The following is a 13,601-nucleotide window of genomic DNA, read 5'->3' as shown; positions in this document are numbered from 1 at the left end:
GTGGACTTTCGCAAGTGGTGGACTACGGGCGGACGAGGACCTTCAACGATTCACGGGAGTCCATGGCTCGGTAGCCTTCCGCTACGTCGTCGAGTCCGACGGTGTGGTCGAAGACCTTGCCCGGCTCGATCTTTCCATCGAGCACATCCGGCATCAGCTCTTCGATGTACGCGCGCACCGGGGCCGGTCCACCGGTGAGTGTGATGTTGGGTCCGAAGAGTGTCCCGAATCCGATTGGAGCTTCTTCGTATTGGGGTACTCCGACTCGGCTGATGATGCCGCCCGGTCGGACAACTCCGAGCGACTGCTCGTAGGCAGGCATGTGACCTACCGCTTCGAGGACGACATGAGTGCCGTCGCCTCCGGTCAGTTCGCGGACTTTCTCGATGCCCTCGTCTCCACGTTCGGCAACCACGTCGGTGGCTCCGAACTCGAGACCGAGATCCGTGCGGGTCTTGTGGCGCCCCATGAGGATGATGCGCTCGGCGCCGAGGCGTTTGGCGGAGAGCACTGCCATCAGCCCCACGGCTCCATCGCCGATGACCGTGACCGTCGTGCGTTGGTTGACGCCACCCTTGACCGCCGCGTGATAGCCGGTGCCGAAGACGTCGGAGAGTGTGAGCAGTGACGGTAGGAGTTCGGAATCCTCACCGACCGGCGCCTTGACCAGGGTGCCGTCTGCCAACGGCACTCGGATGGCCTCTGCCTGACCGCCTCCGATCCCGTTTCCGGCCCAGAATCCACCGTGTCGGCAAGACGTCTGCAAGCCTTCGCGGCAGAAGTCGCACGTCCCGTCGGACCAGGCGAAGGGGGCGATGACGAAGTCGCCCTTCTTCAACGTGGACACCTCGCGACCGGTCTCTTCCACCACTCCGACAAATTCGTGGCCCATCGGGGAACCACCGGGCGTGGCCGGCATGTTGTGGTACGGGTGCAGGTCAGAGCCGCAAACGCACGCCCTGACGACCCGCACGATCGCGTCCGTCGGCTGCTGCAGTGCCGGATCGGGCACGGTCTCGACTCGAACGTCTCCGGCGCCGTACATGATGGTTGCTCGCATGGTGTCCCCTCTTGCTTCTGGTGTCGCGTGCTTCGAAGTCGACGTTTCGGCGTGGACCGGTCGACTGCAATCAGTCAACGCCGCGCCTCGCGGGCGCGGGAGTGTCTGTTGTTCCAGGTAACGGCAGTACCTCCCTCGGTCTTCTCCGCTCGAGTAACGTGAACTGCATGGACAACCGAGCCGAGATCCGCGAATTCCTCAGCTCCCGTCGTGCTCGCATCACACCCGAGCAGGCAGGGCTGCCGGCCTACGGCGGAAACCGTCGCGTCAAGGGGTTGCGCCGTGAGGAAGTCGCTCTGCTCGCCGGTGTGAGCATCGACTACTACGTGCGCATGGAACGCGGAAATCTGGCGGGAGCGTCGGACTCGGTGCTCGAAAGCCTTTCCCGAGCACTGCAACTCGACGAAGCCGAAACTGCCCATTTGTACGACCTCGCGAAGGCCGCCAGTGCAGGCGCACCGAGTAGAAAGCGGCCCGCCCCCAAGGGCGTGAGCCCGGCGATTCAGCAGATACTCGACGCCATCACCGACGCGCCGGCGTGGGTACGTAATGCCAGGCACGACATGCTGGCGGCCAATCGTATGGCGCGCGCGTTGTATTCGCCGGTGTTGGCCGATCCACGTAGGCCGGCGAACAACGCCCGGTTCGTGTACCTGGACCCGGCATCGCAGGACTTCTTCGTGGATTGGGAGCGCGCGGCAGACGACATCGCCGCGATGCTCCGCTCGGAAGCGGGGCGCAATCCTCATGACAAGGCGTTGACCGAGCTCATCGGCGAACTTGCCACTCGCAGTGAGGTATTCCGCACCCGATGGGCGAAACACAATGTGCGCTTTCATCGGACGGGATTCAAGAAGGTTCGTCACCCCGTCGTCGGAGACCTGGAGCTGAACTTCGAGGCGATGGAACTGCCGTCCAATCCCGGGCTGACACTGCTGGTCTACACCGCGGCGCCTGGGACGCCCACGGCTGACGCACTCAAACTCTTGGCGAGTTGGGCGGCAACCCAGGATCAGCTGGATCCGGCGAACGACAGCGAAGCGGCGCTCTGAATTCGATCGGCAGGTAATCGTGCCGATTCAGCTCAGATGCGTTACTGCCCAAGCTACCTGGTCTCCACCTCGTCGTTTCGCCCGATACATCGCGTTGTCGGCATCGGCAAGAATCCGATCGATGGTTCCCGAAGCGTCCGGGATTGTCGAGGACAGCCACACGCTGGCTCCGACGCTCACGGAAATCGACTGCCGGCCGGCAGGCCGCGATATCGAATTGTGAATGTCCACCACGGTTTGTTCGATGCGACGTGGCTCCACGGGCATGAGAATCACGAACTCGTCGCCGCCAGTCCGCGCAACCAGCCCGACCTCTCCGACCACCGAGTTCAGGCGCCGGCCGACTGTCACCAGCATCCGATCACCTTCTGCGTGACCCAGATTGTCGTTGACGCTCTTGAACGAATCGACATCGATCACCACCGCAAGGACTACGTGTCCTTGGAGTTCGCCGACACCGAACAACTGTTGCCAGACATTGTGCAGCCCACGTCGATTCAGGGCAGCGGTGAGTGGATCGCGCCAAGAGTGTCGTGCGTCGTCGGTCAAATACAGGACGAGGAAATGCACGGTCATCGAAGCTGAAGCGATAACACACCCGATGACGAATCCAGTGGACACCGACAGCGAAGAGTCGGTATCCGGATCGGTTACAGCTCGAATTGTCAGTAGCGCAACGATGAACAGCGCGCCGGTGATCTGTGCTGTGACTATTCGAGGGCTGTGGAATACCGACGAATAGTTCGCGACGACCACGAACAGAACGGTGCCGGTCAATGCCAGGAAGCTCGAATGGATTCCGGCGAGAAGTATCAAGGACAAGCAGATATTGGTGAGCGAAACGAAACGAACGGATTGATGGTGACTCGGCCAAGACCGTCCGAGTGACCAGCGAATCATGCAGTAGAGCGCGATCATGCATGCTGCGCCCGCCGCGAGCCGTTCAGGGAGCTCGGTTGCGCCACCCTTCACGAATTGAGCCAGTACGGCGAGTGCCACGAACACAGCGCACCAAAAGGTGACGACCACCCTGGCTGTCCCCAACATCGATCGAGCAGCCAGGAACCTCGGGAACCATTCGCCGTCGTATGCAAGAGACCACCAGCGACTCAACAGTCCAGTTGTTTGACGAATGTTCTGCCCCAACCCCGCAGCGCCACTGACTCCCATGAAACCCCCTCCGAGATCTTGCGAAAATTCCCGGAAGATTCTTCGTCAAGATTTGATCCCCGAACAAGGTACCCGATAGTTGAACGATGGATTGCCGTCTCGTGGGGTGTGGGCTGCTCTAGGGTGTGATCGGTGTGGTCAGGATCCTTCTGAGTGCCGGAAGGTCCAGGGTTGCAGCAAGATCTGCAATAGTGACCCCCGACAGTGATGCGCGCCAGGCTTTTTCGGCGTCGGCCATGACCTTGGCGATTCCGCAGGCGGAACGGCACTGTTCCGGTGGGGCGGCGAGGATTCCTTGCTGTCGAATCTCCGTGCACCGGAACGCAGGTTCGGTGCCGTCAACGGCCTGTACGACGTCGAGAACGGTGATCTTCTCGGGAGCCCGGGTGAGAACGTACCCGCCGTCTCGGCCCTCGGTCGGATTGACCAGACCGGCGTGCGCGAGCGCTCGCAGATGCTTCGCCAGGTATGTCTTCGACACCCCGTGAAGTTCGGCGAGTCTGGCTGTGGGTACCGGCCCCTCGGACTGGCTCAGAACCACGCAGCAGTGGAGTGACCACTCCACGCCTCCGGAAAGCTTCATGATTGGACTCTATCGACGCCGCGGAAAGCGGTGAGGGCCGGACGTCGCTCGAGTTGTCGACGTCAGGCCTTCTCGGCAAGCCACGCGTCGTATGTTGTCGGCGCGATCCATGCATCTGCACCTGGTGTCGGGGTCAGTGCCGAGTTGTCGAGTTTCGCGCCGAAGTAGCCGGCTTCGGGATCGGAGATCACCGAACGCTTGTCGCCGGTGACGAGGAACAAGCGCCGGACCAGTTCGTCGATGCCCAGCGGTTCGGGTCCGGCAATCTCGACCGTGCCGTTTCGCGGCGCGGCGGTCACTACCTCGGCGACGTGGGACACGACGTCTCGAGACGCGATGGGTTGCAGATGTCCCGGCGTTGCGTGGACGGCGCCGTCGGTGGTTCCCGCGTCGGCGATTCCGGCGACGAACTCGAAGAATTGGGTCGATCGGACGATCGTGTAGGGGGTCGGGCCCGCTTTGACCAGGTCTTCCTGGGCGACCTTGGCTCGCATGTACCCGGAATCGGGCAGTCGATCGGCACCCACGATGGACAGGATGACGTGGTGCCCGACGCCTGCCTTCTCTTCCGCGGCGAGGATGTGGCCGGTTCCGTCGCGGAAGAAGGCCAAGACGTCGTCGTCCGACCACGACGGGGAATTGGTCAGATCCACGACGACGTCGGCACCCTCGACTGCCTCGGCGATACCTGCGCCGGTGGTGATGTCGATCCCGTCGCCGCGACCGAGCGCCTTCACGTCGTGCCCGGCGTCAGCGAGCTTGGCGGCGACCTGGCTTCCGATGAGTCCGCTTCCGAAAATGACGATCTTCATGTTTTCTCCTTTACTCGGATAAGTCGTGTCCAAGTATACTCGGACACTACTTATCCAAGTCAAGGGTTGTCCGGTCAGTCGAAGAGTTCGGCGGACAGTGCTTCGTAGGTCGCGATCGGATCACCTTCGGCGGGAAGTGCTTGGATCGCAACGTGATCGGCACCCGCCGCGACATGCTCCCGAAGTCGATCCGCGATGGACTTCGCGGTACCCCGCGCAACCAGGGCGTCGATGACGCGATCGTTCCCCTCGTTGGCCAACTCTTCGGGCGCAAAACCGAGGCGCTCGAGATTGCTCGTGTAGTTGCGCAGATACAGATACGGGTTGGCGACGGCGGGGCGACCGATTGCTCTGGCCTTCTCCGGATCGGTTTCCAGGACAACCTTGTGCTCGGGGGCCAGGATCTTCGAAGGGCCGAGGATTTCGCGAGCTTCGGCCGTGTGTTCGGGGGTGGTCAGGTACGGATGCGCGCCGGCGGCGCGAGCGGCGGACAGTTTCAACACCTTCGGCCCCAGTGCGGCGAGGACGCGCCGCGATTCCGGGACCTGGGCCGCGTCGAGTTCGTCGAGGTACGACACGAGTGAGGCGTACGGCTTGGTGTAGTCGCCGGTCGCCTCCGGATGTCCGACGCCTACGCCGAGCAGGAATCGCCCCGGGTGCGCGGCTTCGAGTCGGTGATAGGACTCCGCCACCTCAGCCGCAGGGGAGGACCAGATGTTGACGATTCCGGTTGCCACGGTGATGTGCTCGGTCGCGTCGAGAAGTTTCTCGGCGATCCGTAGATCGGCGCGTGGGGAGCCGCCGATCCAGATGGTGCCGAAACCGAGTTTCTCGATCGCAGTTCCCAGCTCGGGCGGCAAACCAGCCGCTCCTCGCCAGATTCCGTAGGTGCCCAGGTCAGGTGTTTTCGTAGTCTCCGTCACAGCGGGTGCAACTCGGCTGCTGCCGGGATCTATTCCTTCCGTCGTCATTTGCCCGGCGCGCGGTAGTCGGTCGGTCGCTTGACTGCCTCGTCGATCTGCTCCGGCGTGAGCAGTGTGATCGACTCCGAGCGTGCTGCACCTGCCGCAGCCGTGCGAATGCTCAATGCGGCTGCCGCGACGTCGTCCGGCAGGTTGCCGATCACGAACATGTCGTGACCGCCCAGTGCGAAGTGGCAGGATTCGACAGTGCCACCGATGCTTTCGACCATTCGCGTTATCGCGTCGCGCCGCGCAGTGCCTCCCTCCTGCTGTAGACCGGCGGCGCCGGAGGGTGAGTACGTCACTTGCCAGAGGTATTTCGGCATTTCCACTCCTAGCTCGGGATGGGTACTTCGATCGTGTACCCGTAGGGCGCTCGGTGGCAATGGGTAGGGGACAATCACGGCATGGTTGGAACTCCGGTGATCGTGACTATCGTGTCCGTGTGTGTAGGTTTTGTGATCTTCATGCTCGCTGCCAGTGGTGCACGCGGAAAGTGGGACCGTCGCCTCGTGATCGCGTTGTTCATCGGTGCGGTGGTGTGCCTGACCGTCGTACCGGTATCCGTCGCGCTCAGCGCCGGAGTTTGAAACACGGAGTGCCAAAACGCTCGAGTGCCGCTTAGTCTGAATCGATGGCAGATATTCGGGTAGGTATCTCCGGGTGGACGTATCCCGCGTGGCGCGGAGATTTCTATCCGAAAGGTCTTGCTCACCGCAAAGAATTGTCTTATGCCGCAGAGAGATTGACGTCGATTGAGATCAACGGCTCGTTCTACGCGCTGCAGAAGCCGGAAAGCTACACCAAATGGCGCAGCGAAACTCCCGAAGATTTTGTGTTCGCGATCAAGGGCGGCCGGTACATCACACACATGAAACGGCTGCTCGACGCCCGTGACGGACTCGCCAACTTCTTTGCCGCCGGAACACTCGCCCTCGGCCCCAAGCTCGGGCCGATTCTGTGGCAACTACCTCCGACGCTGCAGTTCGAATCGCAGCGATTGGCCGACTTCTTCGACGGTCTTCCCCGTACCACGCAGGCTGCAGCCGATCTGGCAGCACAGCACGACGACAAACTCACCGAAGACCGAGTGTTCGCCCAGACCGAGAGGGACGTGCCGATTCGCTACGCGGTGGAAGCGCGGCACGCCAGCTTCGAGACCGACGAAGCCGTGGACCTGATGCGCGAGCACTCCATCGGTTTTGTCGTCGCAGACACAGCCGGCAGGTATCCCCGCATCACCACTCCTACTGCCGATTTTGTCTATGTGCGGATGCACGGGGACAAGGAACTGTATGCGAGTGGGTACACCGACGAAGCTCTGGACAAGTGGTCCAAGCGCTTTCGGGATTGGATGGACGAGGGCCTCGACGTGTGCGTCTACTTCGACAACGACATGAAAGGCTTTGCGCCGCACAACGCAATGTCCTTGTTGGAGCGGCTGCGCTGACGGATCGCCTGGCCTGTCGGTGGGATGTGGAAGGCTTCCGCATGAACACGAGGACCGAGGAGATACCACGATGACGCCAGAACAGCGGACGCCAGAACAGAGCTGGCCGACGCATTGGCCGAAGGTCGCCCGTGACATCGCCGATGCCACGGCCGACGCACTCGCCGCGGTGCGGGCGGCAAATCGTGACGGACTACTCGTGGCTGTCGAGGAACTGCGCGGGCTCTCGTTCGAGCAGGTCAGCTCGGTTCACGCGGCGATCGTGCGCGAATTGCTCGAGGACACGCATCCAGACGGCTTGTCCAGCGAGGACGTGCAGGATGCGCTCACCGCCTGCGCCAAGTCCACGATCGTGTGGCTGCCGGATCTGGACGTGCAGGCGCTCGCTGCGGTCTACACCGGGGCGCTCGGGATTTCGGATCTGGAAGACGATTCGTTCCGCATCGGGCACGGCGCGTACCTGCGTTCGGCGGTTCTGGTCATCGGGAGTTTGTCGACCGGAGTGAAGAAAGCTCAGAGCGCGTACATTATTCGTGCAATCGACGAAATCGCACGTGCACAGACCATCGAGATGCCCTGAGCGTCAGTTCGTAAATCGAATTAGGCTGAGGTCATGTCCAAGATCGCCAGCGCAGATCGTGTGTCGTTTGCCGAACTCCTCGAGTTCATCAGGCCGCGCCATCGGGCCACGTTCGTCACGGTGAAGAAATCCGGCGAGCTGCAGATCTCTCCGGTGACGTGCGGGGTCGACGACGAGGGTCGGATCGTCATCTCCACGTACCCGGAACGGGCCAAGGCCGCGAATGTCCGCCGCACCCCGGCGGTGTCTCTGTGTATCCACTCCGACGAGTGGAATGGCCCGTACGTCCAGGTGAACGGAACCGCGGAGTTGATCGACCTCCCGGACTCGGTGGAACCGTTGGTCGACTACTACCGATCCATCGCCGGTGATCATCCGGACTGGGACGAGTACCGCGAAGCCATGCGCAAGCAGGGTAAGAGCCTGATCCGCGTCACCGTCGACTCCTGGGGTCCGATCGCAACAGGCGGGTTTCCGCCCGGACGCTGACGCTATCGAGTAGGCGGCGAGAGTTCGACTACATGCGCGTCTTTGGCGGCCAGCGGCTCTTTGCAGTGCGCGCACACAACTTGGGCGTGCAGGATCTCACCGCAACGGTGTTCGACGACGGTTGGCGGTGGACCCGTCGTCGCAAAGGCGTCCCCCCATTCCATGAGCGCCATCAGAATGGGATAGAGCGCCTTCCCTGATTCGGTGGCGACGTATTCGTAGCGCGGTGGATGGTCTTCGTAGCGTCGCTTCGTGAGGACGTCGGCGTCGACAAGGGTGCGTAGACGCGCGGCGAGGATGTCGCGGCTCGCACCCGTGCCCGCGGCGATCTCGTCGAACCGTCGTTGCCCGAGGACGATTTCTCGGAGCACCAACAGTGACCACTTCTCGCCGACGACCTCCAAGGCGTTGGCGATGGAGCAGTTGCGTCCTTTTGTCGCCGTCATCTCTGGGCCCCTGTTAGTTGGAAATGTTAGTTGGGAATTCCAACTTAGCACTTGACGGCATGTATTCGAGGGCGGAAGGTAGGTCGAGAAATCCAACGGAGCAGATGAGGGGTCGTCATGACGGAATTGAATCTCGAGGCAGCAAGCGGATTTGTCAGCGCTGCCGGATTGCAACTGGACGAGGTGTCCGGCACGAAGGTTGTCGGGCACATCGATCTGTCCGAGGAGCATCACACGCCGTGGGGCGTAGTCCACGGCGGTGTCTACACGACCGCCGTCGAGTCCGCCGCGAGCATCGGGGCCAGTACTGCAGTGGCGGACCGTGGCGAATTTGCCGTCGGAGTGCACAACGGAACGGATTTCCTGCGGGCGCGTACGGGTGGGCGCGTGGACGTCGTGGCTGTGCCGATACAGCAGGGCCGGGTTCAGCAGTTGTGGTCGGTGGTCATCACCGATCCGGAATCGGGCAAGGAGGTGGCGCGCGGTCAGGTGCGTTTGCAGAACGTACCGCTGCCGAAGTAGGTCAGTCCCAGATCCCCGAGTCGATGTTGAGTGAGATGCGTTTGAGCAGTGCCGTCAGTTGGGCACGTTCGTCCTCGTCGAGTCCGGTGAGTACTTGACGGTCTCGCTCGACGCGTCGGGGAAACTCTGCCTCGACCAATGCGCGACCGGCATCGGTGAGTTGAAGCAGAACCACTCGTCCGTCGTGTTCGAAGCGCTGACGCTCGACAAAGCCCAGCTTGGCCAGGCGGTCTGCGTGTTTTGTGGTGGCGGCGCCGCTGACCATCGTGACGGCGGTGACTTCGCTCGCCCGCAGGGGACGGTCACTGCGAGCGAGTGCACTCATCACGTCGAATTCGGCGCGAGAGACCCCGCTGGACGCCAGTGCGCGGTCGAGCTGGTGAAGAGACTGCGCGTTGATGCGGGCGATCCGGCCCATCACTTCGACGGGGGCGGTGTCGAACTCCGGGTAGGCGCGCTTCCATTCGCGACGGACTTTGTCGATGAAGTCGTCTTCGGATCTGTTCGCCGCGCCCATGGCCCCATCTTAGCGACAGATTTCACATTACTTCACAAGTAATTTACTAGTGAAATAAATGTATGCTGGGTGGGTGACCCGAACCGAAACCGCAGCCAGGACGCCCAGCCGTCTCACTCATTCGAGTGAGGCCATTGCACATACCGTCTCCGGGGCGACGTGGCGAGCGGCTTTTCGTATCGGATCCGCGGACGCGACCATCGCCCCGGCGATCAGAGTCGGACTCGCCACCGCCGTAGTCCTCGTGGTCGGCGGACTGCTCGGGCAGCGGGAATTGGCCGGCTTCGCGGCCTTGGGTGCGCTGTGTGCCGCGTTCGGCAGGTACGAGCCGTACCCACGGTTGGCCGGCAAGCTGGCAATGGTGGGTGCTGCACTGGTGGTTTCGATTGCCTTCGGCGGCGCCATGGGTGTCGCGGGCGTTCCGATGTGGTTGCAGATCGGCATCCTCTCTTTGCTTGCGGGTGCGTCGTACTGCTTCATGTCGGGCTTCCGGATCACCGGACCAGGGCCCGTCATCCTCGTCTTCGCGGCGACCGGTGCAGCCGGATATGCCTCCAGCGTTGATGATTTGGCGCGGTTGGTCATTGCCGGTGCGCTCGGAGTTCTGGTCGGTTGGGCGGCCGCGATGCTCCCAGCGCTCGTACTGCCGATGGGACCTGCCCGCCTGGCAGTTGCCCGTGCAGTTTCTGCGGTGGGGCGTCTCGAACAGTCCGGCGCAGGCGGAGTGGAACCGGCGCTCGGATCGATTGCCAACGCCCGCTTGGTTATTGCGTCGAGCGGCCGGATCAAGTCGACCGTCGATCACGGACGCGAACTGGTGGCGGTGCTCGACGAAGCAGAAGCGGCAGTTCAGGAGTGGCAGTTGCACGGCGACGCCACCCTGATTCGCAGCATTGCTCGGCACGAGAAGGAGCTTCGGAAGCTCAAGCGTTCCAGCATGATCGAACACGATCTCGCACCGGCAAAGAACCTGGCCGCGCCCGAAGGCTATTTTCTCGAAGGATTGAATCGGCTGTATTCGCGCCCGGTGCGGATGAATGCTCTCCGCATCGTGGCAGCGTCGGCTCTGGCCGGTTGGCTCGCGGCGGGAGCCGGGTTGGAGCATCCGCTCTGGGCGTCGATGGGTGCCATCGCCGCGATGCAGGGGCTGAACTACAAGCAGACCGTCCAGCGTGGGATTCAGCGGTTGGTGGGAAATGTCGGTGGCGCCGTCGTCGCTGCTGCTCTCATCGCATTGACGCTCGGCTACTGGCAAGCGGTTGCCGTGGTCGTGATTCTGCAGACTGCTGCTGAGCTGCTCGTGATCAAGAACTATGCACTGACATCACTGGCCGTCACCCCGATGGCACTGCTCCTCATCGGTTTCAGTGCTCCGATCGGGACCGAAGCGGCAGTGGCTCGCGTCGCGGACACTCTCATCGGCGTGGTGATCGGTGTTGTCGTCGCCGCTGTGACGATCAGTCGATCGGATCGCCACCACGTCACCGTGTAACCGGTACTGCCGTGTTTCCGGTACTGCCGTGTTTCCGGTACTGCGTAGGCTCCTGCAGGTGGAGGACAGCATGCCGATCGACGGCCGGAAACTGCGTTACCAGCATCGCCGTGCCGAATTGCTCGAGCAGGTAACCGCGTACGTCACGGCGAACGGCGTCGGTGAACTGTCCATGCGGCCATTGGCCAAGGATCTGGGGATCAGTCATGCGACACTCATCCATCATTTCGGTTCGAAGGAACAACTGCTCACTGAAGTAGTTGCCACCCTGCGAGACAGTTCTTCTCTCGACATCTCTTCCGGGACCGACATCGTCGAGATGTTGACGAGTTACTGGAATGGGCGCACATCAGCGGAATCGTTGCCGAACTTTCGCTTGATGTTCGAGATCTACGGACAGGCGTTGTTGCATCCGGAGCGGTATCGCGAGTTTCTCGACCATGTGGTGGGGGACTGGTTGGGTGGTTTGGCGGAAGCTGCGCTCGTGCACGGATGTCCACCCGATCGCGCTGATCGCTACGCGACGATCGTGTTGGCACAGATTCGCGGGTTGACGCTCGATCTGGTGACCACCGGTGACCGCGTCAGAATCGACGCGGCGTTCGCCGAATTCGCGGCTGCGATGGGCGCTCTGGCCAGCTCCTGGAAGGCGATCTGACGCTCCGAATGCCGTGACGCTTCAGGCGATCTGCTCGAACAGGGACACGATGATCCCTTCAGGCCCCCGGACGTAGGCCATGCGCACGCGGTTCTCGTACTCGCCGATCCCGCCGATGAGTCCGTAACCGTCCGCAGCCACCGCGTCGACCGCCGCCTGGAGATCGCCCACCTCGAAAGACACGTTGCGTATCCCGATCTCGTTGGCCATCGGAGCAGGCGATCCGGGTACGTGCTCGGGCGTGACGAAGGACGAGAGCTCGAGCCGTGATCCTTCGCCCGGCGGGCGCAGCATGGCGATTTCGCACTTGGCTCCAGGGATACCGCAGACGGTTTCCACGAACTCACCCTCCACGGATCCGGTGCCCTCCACCTCGAGACCCAGACCGACGAAGAATGCCGTCGCTGATTCGAGGTCCGCGACGGTGATGCCGATGTGGTCGAAACGCTGTACGTGTGCCATGTGCCCATCCTCCTACTGTTTTTTCGTGCGGTTCGATGCTAGGTCGGAGTTAGGGCGTGAATCTCGACATATACGTTTCACGAAGCTGCAAGATTTTGCTTGACCGATCGGTTAAACAAAATCTACGATAACGTCCAACGAGGTCGCCCACCGCACGAACCGGAGTCGTCAGACGTGAAATTCCAGTCGAAGTCGTTTGCCCGCGTATCCATCGCAGCCCTCTGTGCTGCAACGATCGGCTCCGCCGTTGCTGCGCCCATCGCGTCCGCACAGGCACCGAGCGCGTCGCAAGCCACCGGCACTGTGGTGTCGAGTGAGCCGCTACCGAAAGATCTGTGGATTCCGGGTACCGCCGACGCCAAGCGATTCACGTACTGGACCATCGGTTCCAACGGCGGGCCTGCGCTGAGCAGTGGCGCGTACTACGTCCCGGCCGGCCCGGCACCGGAAGGTGGTTGGCCCGTCATCGCGTGGGCGCACGGCACCACGGGACTCGACGATTCCTGTGCCCCTTCGCTGGTCGGGCCTGGCCTGCCCGAGCGCGACTACCCCTACCTGGGGCGTTGGCTCTCCGAGGGCTACGCCGTAGTCGCCACCGACTACGTCGGTCTGGGAACACCGGGGCTGATGCCGTATCTCGACGGAAAGGTGGAGGCGCACAGCGTCGTCGACTCGGTCAAGGCTGCTCGGGTGATCGACCCCACCATCTCGAATCGGTGGGCAGTGGTCGGACAGTCGCAGGGCGGCGGAGCGGCCATCACGACGGCGCGCTACGCCACTGAATACGGTGGGGATTCTCTCGACTATCGCGGCGGGGTGGGTACCGGAGTGCCGGCCAACATCGAGTTGACCCTCCTGCCTGCCGGTCCGGGCTTCCCTCCCATCGCCCTCGGCGGCGGATTGACGTCGTACGCGCTCTACATCCTCGCGGGCTTGCGGGAAGCGCACCCCGAGATCGACTTGAATTCCTACCTGAACGACTTGGGAAGGGAAAAGGTCGACTCGGCCGAAAAGCTCTGCGCCGCAGACCTGGACGAGGCTTCCAAGGATCTGGTCCTCGGTGACATCTTTTCCCGCCCGCTCAGTCAGATCCCGAACTTCCAGGGTCTGCTGAACGATTACATGGGTGTACCGACCAGTGGATACGATCGCCCCATCTTCATCGGCCAGGGCCTGCTTGACGTGGATGTCCCTGCACCGTCTGCACTTTCGCTGGTTGCAGCGTTGGTCGCCAACGGTGAACCGGTCACGTTCAAGACCTACAACACCGATCACAGCGGCGCTTTGGTCGAATCACAGGCTGACACGATTCCGTTCGTCGCGAACCTGTTCCGCTAGGCATACCG

18 protein-coding genes are annotated in these 13,601 nt (G+C 62.3%); 9 read left to right on the top strand and 9 right to left on the bottom strand.

Going from position 1 to position 13,601, the window contains the following annotated elements; genetic code table 11:
* Positions 1-22: 22 nt before the first annotated feature.
* Complete coding sequence (locus EHW12_RS26680; RefSeq protein ID WP_075834558.1) at positions 23-1,060, bottom strand: zinc-dependent alcohol dehydrogenase family protein; 1,038 nt, start codon at positions 1,058-1,060, stop codon at positions 23-25.
* A 167-nt stretch (positions 1,061-1,227) separates the two neighbouring features.
* Between EHW12_RS26680 and EHW12_RS26675 the strand changes: the two genes are divergently transcribed.
* Positions 1,228-2,112 (top strand): helix-turn-helix transcriptional regulator, encoded by an 885-nt coding sequence (locus tag EHW12_RS26675; protein WP_007729733.1) that lies wholly within the window; start codon positions 1,228-1,230, stop codon positions 2,110-2,112.
* A 27-nt stretch (positions 2,113-2,139) separates the two neighbouring features.
* Here EHW12_RS26675 and EHW12_RS26670 read toward each other — a convergent pair whose 3' ends face one another.
* The 5 genes from EHW12_RS26670 to EHW12_RS26650 form a co-directional block, all read right to left on the bottom strand.
* A complete protein-coding gene (locus tag EHW12_RS26670; RefSeq protein ID WP_125052155.1) occupies positions 2,140-3,282 on the bottom strand; it encodes a GGDEF domain-containing protein in 1,143 nt (380 codons plus the stop codon).
* 118 nt (positions 3,283-3,400) lie between these two features.
* Positions 3,401-3,865 carry an Rrf2 family transcriptional regulator gene (locus EHW12_RS26665; RefSeq protein WP_125052153.1) on the bottom strand — a complete coding sequence of 155 codons (465 nt, stop codon included), beginning with the start codon at positions 3,863-3,865 and terminating at the stop codon, positions 3,401-3,403.
* Positions 3,866-3,927: 62 nt separating this feature from the next.
* The gene (locus EHW12_RS26660) at positions 3,928-4,677 is read right to left on the bottom strand and encodes an SDR family oxidoreductase (protein WP_054188455.1); all 750 of its coding nucleotides are present in this window, start codon (positions 4,675-4,677) and stop codon (positions 3,928-3,930) included.
* A 74-nt stretch (positions 4,678-4,751) separates the two neighbouring features.
* Complete coding sequence (locus tag EHW12_RS26655) at positions 4,752-5,600, bottom strand: LLM class F420-dependent oxidoreductase (RefSeq protein WP_206434786.1); 849 nt, start codon at positions 5,598-5,600, stop codon at positions 4,752-4,754.
* Between the two features lie 44 nt (positions 5,601-5,644).
* On the bottom strand, positions 5,645-5,965 hold the full coding sequence (locus EHW12_RS26650) for a GYD domain-containing protein (protein WP_007729728.1): 321 nt from the start codon (positions 5,963-5,965) through the stop codon (positions 5,645-5,647).
* A gap of 81 nt (positions 5,966-6,046) precedes the next feature.
* Between EHW12_RS26650 and EHW12_RS26645 the strand changes: the two genes are divergently transcribed.
* The 4 genes from EHW12_RS26645 to EHW12_RS26630 all read left to right on the top strand — a co-directional run bounded on the left by EHW12_RS26645 (position 6,047) and on the right by EHW12_RS26630 (position 8,158).
* A complete protein-coding gene (locus tag EHW12_RS26645; RefSeq protein WP_003940600.1) occupies positions 6,047-6,229 on the top strand; it encodes a hypothetical protein in 183 nt (60 codons plus the stop codon).
* Positions 6,230-6,273: 44 nt separating this feature from the next.
* Positions 6,274-7,089 carry a DUF72 domain-containing protein gene (locus EHW12_RS26640; protein ID WP_125052149.1) on the top strand — a complete coding sequence of 272 codons (816 nt, stop codon included), beginning with the start codon at positions 6,274-6,276 and terminating at the stop codon, positions 7,087-7,089.
* Between the two features lie 70 nt (positions 7,090-7,159).
* Entirely contained in the window at positions 7,160-7,669 is a 510-nt protein-coding gene (locus EHW12_RS26635; RefSeq protein ID WP_003940463.1) for a hypothetical protein, read from the top strand.
* Between the two features lie 33 nt (positions 7,670-7,702).
* Positions 7,703-8,158, top strand: coding sequence for a PPOX class F420-dependent oxidoreductase (locus EHW12_RS26630; RefSeq protein WP_007729721.1), 456 nt, complete (start codon positions 7,703-7,705; stop codon positions 8,156-8,158).
* A 2-nt stretch (positions 8,159-8,160) separates the two neighbouring features.
* On the opposite strand, the gene EHW12_RS26625 is transcribed toward EHW12_RS26630, so the two are convergent.
* Positions 8,161-8,604 (bottom strand): helix-turn-helix domain-containing protein, encoded by a 444-nt coding sequence (locus tag EHW12_RS26625; RefSeq protein WP_050656046.1) that lies wholly within the window; start codon positions 8,602-8,604, stop codon positions 8,161-8,163.
* Positions 8,605-8,721: 117 nt separating this feature from the next.
* Here EHW12_RS26625 and EHW12_RS26620 point away from each other — a divergent pair, with 117 nt between their 5' ends.
* Entirely contained in the window at positions 8,722-9,126 is a 405-nt protein-coding gene (locus tag EHW12_RS26620; protein WP_003940256.1) for a PaaI family thioesterase, read from the top strand.
* Position 9,127: 1 nt separating this feature from the next.
* On the opposite strand, the gene EHW12_RS26615 is transcribed toward EHW12_RS26620, so the two are convergent.
* Positions 9,128-9,643: a MarR family transcriptional regulator gene (locus EHW12_RS26615; protein ID WP_003940222.1), complete on the bottom strand. Its 516-nt coding sequence runs from the start codon at positions 9,641-9,643 to the stop codon at positions 9,128-9,130.
* A 58-nt stretch (positions 9,644-9,701) separates the two neighbouring features.
* On the opposite strand from EHW12_RS26615, the gene EHW12_RS26610 reads away from it, so the two are divergent.
* Together EHW12_RS26610 and EHW12_RS26605 are read left to right on the top strand one after the other, a co-directional pair.
* A complete protein-coding gene (locus EHW12_RS26610) occupies positions 9,702-11,135 on the top strand; it encodes an FUSC family protein (protein ID WP_037128727.1) in 1,434 nt (477 codons plus the stop codon).
* Between the two features lie 58 nt (positions 11,136-11,193).
* Positions 11,194-11,793, top strand: a complete 600-nt coding sequence (locus tag EHW12_RS26605; protein ID WP_125052147.1) for a TetR/AcrR family transcriptional regulator — start codon at positions 11,194-11,196, stop codon at positions 11,791-11,793.
* A gap of 21 nt (positions 11,794-11,814) precedes the next feature.
* Here the strand turns inward: EHW12_RS26605 and EHW12_RS26600 are convergent, their stop codons facing one another.
* A complete protein-coding gene (locus EHW12_RS26600) occupies positions 11,815-12,255 on the bottom strand; it encodes a VOC family protein (RefSeq protein WP_125052145.1) in 441 nt (146 codons plus the stop codon).
* A gap of 174 nt (positions 12,256-12,429) precedes the next feature.
* Here EHW12_RS26600 and EHW12_RS26595 point away from each other — a divergent pair, with 174 nt between their 5' ends.
* Positions 12,430-13,593: a lipase family protein gene (locus EHW12_RS26595; RefSeq protein ID WP_081558503.1), complete on the top strand. Its 1,164-nt coding sequence runs from the start codon at positions 12,430-12,432 to the stop codon at positions 13,591-13,593.
* Positions 13,594-13,601: the final 8 nt, after the last annotated feature.

Source organism: Rhodococcus sp. NJ-530 (genome assembly GCF_003860625.1).
Taxonomy (GTDB): Bacteria; Actinomycetota; Actinomycetes; order Mycobacteriales; family Mycobacteriaceae; genus Rhodococcus_F; species Rhodococcus_F qingshengii.
The sequence above is the reverse complement of the archived record's forward strand: the minus strand, read 5'-3'. Positions and strand labels throughout refer to the sequence as shown.

Bases quoted from the DNA above. Each gene is read 5' to 3' on its own strand.
- EHW12_RS26615 (WP_003940222.1), bottom strand. From the start codon at position 9,643: ATGGGCGCGGCGAACAGATCCGAAGACGACTTCATCGACAAAGTCCGT.
- EHW12_RS26635 (WP_003940463.1), top strand. From the start codon at position 7,160: ATGACGCCAGAACAGCGGACGCCAGAACAGAGCTGGCCGACGCATTGG.
- EHW12_RS26675 (WP_007729733.1), top strand. From the start codon at position 1,228: ATGGACAACCGAGCCGAGATCCGCGAATTCCTCAGCTCCCGTCGTGCT.
- EHW12_RS26640 (WP_125052149.1), top strand. From the start codon at position 6,274: ATGGCAGATATTCGGGTAGGTATCTCCGGGTGGACGTATCCCGCGTGG.
- EHW12_RS26670 (WP_125052155.1), bottom strand. From the start codon at position 3,282: ATGGGAGTCAGTGGCGCTGCGGGGTTGGGGCAGAACATTCGTCAAACA.
- EHW12_RS26625 (WP_050656046.1), bottom strand. From the start codon at position 8,604: ATGACGGCGACAAAAGGACGCAACTGCTCCATCGCCAACGCCTTGGAG.
- EHW12_RS26660 (WP_054188455.1), bottom strand. From the start codon at position 4,677: ATGAAGATCGTCATTTTCGGAAGCGGACTCATCGGAAGCCAGGTCGCC.
- EHW12_RS26680 (WP_075834558.1), bottom strand. From the start codon at position 1,060: ATGCGAGCAACCATCATGTACGGCGCCGGAGACGTTCGAGTCGAGACC.
- EHW12_RS26650 (WP_007729728.1), bottom strand. From the start codon at position 5,965: ATGCCGAAATACCTCTGGCAAGTGACGTACTCACCCTCCGGCGCCGCC.
- EHW12_RS26620 (WP_003940256.1), top strand. From the start codon at position 8,722: ATGACGGAATTGAATCTCGAGGCAGCAAGCGGATTTGTCAGCGCTGCC.
- EHW12_RS26600 (WP_125052145.1), bottom strand. From the start codon at position 12,255: ATGGCACACGTACAGCGTTTCGACCACATCGGCATCACCGTCGCGGAC.
- EHW12_RS26610 (WP_037128727.1), top strand. From the start codon at position 9,702: ATGTATGCTGGGTGGGTGACCCGAACCGAAACCGCAGCCAGGACGCCC.
- EHW12_RS26630 (WP_007729721.1), top strand. From the start codon at position 7,703: ATGTCCAAGATCGCCAGCGCAGATCGTGTGTCGTTTGCCGAACTCCTC.
- EHW12_RS26645 (WP_003940600.1), top strand. From the start codon at position 6,047: ATGGTTGGAACTCCGGTGATCGTGACTATCGTGTCCGTGTGTGTAGGT.
- EHW12_RS26665 (WP_125052153.1), bottom strand. From the start codon at position 3,865: ATGAAGCTTTCCGGAGGCGTGGAGTGGTCACTCCACTGCTGCGTGGTT.